This is a genomic window from Actinomyces sp. MRS3W, assembly GCF_032465695.1.
Lineage (GTDB): Bacteria > Actinomycetota > Actinomycetes > Actinomycetales > Actinomycetaceae > Actinomyces.
The window spans coordinates 1-2414 of the sequence record NZ_JAWDJJ010000242.1 but is presented as its reverse complement, the minus strand read 5'-3'; the positions used below and the strand labels follow the sequence as shown (position 1 = coordinate 2414).

The 2414-nt window shown below is 70.6% G+C and carries 2 protein-coding genes; both read right to left on the bottom strand.

Going from position 1 to position 2414, the window contains the following annotated elements:
- The coding region (locus tag RWX45_RS09390) for a hypothetical protein (protein WP_316023469.1) at nucleotides 1-896 on the bottom strand (896 nt) is incomplete at its 3' end.
- Between the two features lie 5 nt (nucleotides 897-901).
- Nucleotides 902-2293 carry a phage portal protein gene (locus RWX45_RS09385; RefSeq protein ID WP_316023468.1) on the bottom strand — a complete coding sequence of 464 codons (1392 nt, stop codon included), beginning with the start codon at nucleotides 2291-2293 and terminating at the stop codon, nucleotides 902-904.
- Nucleotides 2294-2414 lie beyond the last annotated feature (121 nt).

Sequence of the window (2414 nt, the reverse complement as noted above, 5' to 3'; positions counted from 1 at the left end):
GTGGGGGCCTCGGGCGGGAGGCTGGGTGGGAGCTTCTTGCCGCGGCGCTCCGCCTCCGGCATGGCGGCGAGGTCGGCGGCCAGACGCTGGCGGCGCTGCCGGTAGTGCTGGGCGGACAGCGTGCCGTCCGCCGAGGAGCCCTTGACCTTTCCGGTGTTGCCGTCGGTGTACTGGGTGGGGAAGAGCTCCCGCATGGCGGCGAGGACGCTTTCCTCGTCCGCGGTGCCGCCCTCGTCCAGCACCGACTGGTGGGCGACCTGGTACTGGTCGTAGAGCCGGTCAGGGTCATACCCCTCTAGGATGTGCTTCTTGGCCTCCCAGTCAGGGACGATCTGGCAGTCACAGTTGTCGTGGCCGGAGCGTGCGGCCGCGTCCTCGCTGCTGTAGGCCCAGCCCCGGGACGCGAGCATCGTGCACCAGGCGCACGTCTTGGCACCGCGCGGTACCCTCGCCCAGGCCGGGTGCGCCGGGTCACGGCCCACGTTGTGCAGGATCGTGTCCCTGCCGGCGTACCGGTTCCACCGGGCGAGGGCGGTCTCGACCATGGCCCGCGTCTTGGCGGGGTCGTCGCCCCAGAGCTCACCGGCGGCGTAACGGACGGTGCCTTCCACGGCGGCCGGGCTCACGGGGGAGGTTGTTTGCGCCGCATAGGGGGGCAAGCCCGGGTTCTTGGCGCGCAGGTCGTCGTACCAGTCGGCCGCCGCCGTGGAGGCCAGGTCCCCGTACTTCACGCAGAGCGCCTGGACGACTTCCACGAGCGCGTCACGCACAGCGGCGGGGTCGTCGCCGATAACGGGCGCGAGCCTGGCCCAGACGGCGCGCAGCTCACGCCGGCAAAGGCGATCAATCTCGCCCTGCGCCCGCTGGTACTTGTCCAGGTCCCGCCGGGACGCCATCCCCCTTACGCCTCCCCGACGCCAGCGGACTGGGCGGCGGCCAGGCGGTCAAGGACGCTCGACGCCCCGGCTGTGCGCCGCTCGGAACGGATCTCGTCGATCTCCTCCGTGGTCAGCCCTGCCTTCCGCAGGGCGACGGTAGTGTCTGCGACCTGGGGAAGCGCCTGGACAAGCTTGACGATGTAGTCGGACTGGGCGGCCGGGGACGCCTGAGTGGTCGGCGTGTACTTCACGGCCAGCCGCCAAGACTCAGCCGGCGGCTCGGCTGACCCGTCACGCAGCATGACCGCATCCTCCGCGATACGCCGCAGCGGGCCGGTGAAGATGTGCCACTGGTAGTCGGCCTCGCCCGCGAGCGCGGCCTCGGCGGCGAGCATGGCCTCGGCGCTGGTGGGGTTGTCGGCGAACAGGCCGACGGAGGACTGGGGCAGGTTGGTCTCGGCGCAGAAGTTCTGGGCAAGCTGCCGGTACATGGACAGGTGCGGTTCCATGGACATCTGCGCGAACTGGCCCATGGTGGGGATGTCCCCGTTCTCGTTGGCCTCCAGGGCGGTGATGCGGCCGGTGATGGCGGTCCACCGGCTGATGTCCTTGAAGGCGTCGGCGTCGGCGCCGAGCACGTACCGCTGCGGACTGCTGAAAAACTCGGCTGAGGTTTCGGCGCGCACCATGGTGCGGACCGCCGCGTCGGTGAGGTAGCGGACCTCGCGACTGATCCGGGAGTGTCCGAACGGGCGGCCGAGCTGGGGGTCATAGACCAGGGGCTCCACCAGGACGCGGCCCGTGGCCTGTGGAGTGCGGCTGGTGGACCAGGCCCCGCGGTCGCGGGTGGCGGTGATGATGGCCTCGCGCGTGTACACGGTGACGGCGGTGGGGTGGCCGTCGTCGTCGATGTCGGTGACAGCCATGGCGGCCTTGAGCGTGCGGGTGCGCCGGTCCCACAGGGCAGCCGTCCAGTTCGCGTCGCGCGCCTGGATGACCACAGGCGGCTCACCGTCCCCGCCCTTGGTGACGGTCAGGAAGGCGACCGCGTGCTTGTATGCGGAGTTGATGGCCTGGGCTAGCTCGACCTCGAAGTCGTTGCGGGCGAGCAACTCGCCGAGCTCGAAGGGGTCGGTGGAGCCGTCCAGCGCGTATCCCTCGAAGATGTGCTTGCGGGCCAGCGCCTTCACGGCCTTGGCGGGCCAGCCGAGCGCCGCCCGCGTATGCTGCATCTGCGGTGGGATAGAGATCCCCAGATCCTGGAAGGCGCGGTGGCCGTCGTAGTAGACGTCCAGGAGCGCGTTCTTGGCTCGCACGCTCTCCCACTTGCGGTGTAGGCGTCGCACGAGCGCCTGCTCCGCGTCGGTGAGGCCGGGCAGCATCATGGGCACTTCGGCGACGGCTGTCTCAGTCACAGGATGCGCACTCCTCTCGTGGTGCTGGCCGCACGCGGGCGGCGCTTGGTGGTGCGTGCGGCCCACAGGGCCAAGGTGATGGCGTCCAGGCCCGCCGTCGTGCGCCCGTCGGGGGCAGACC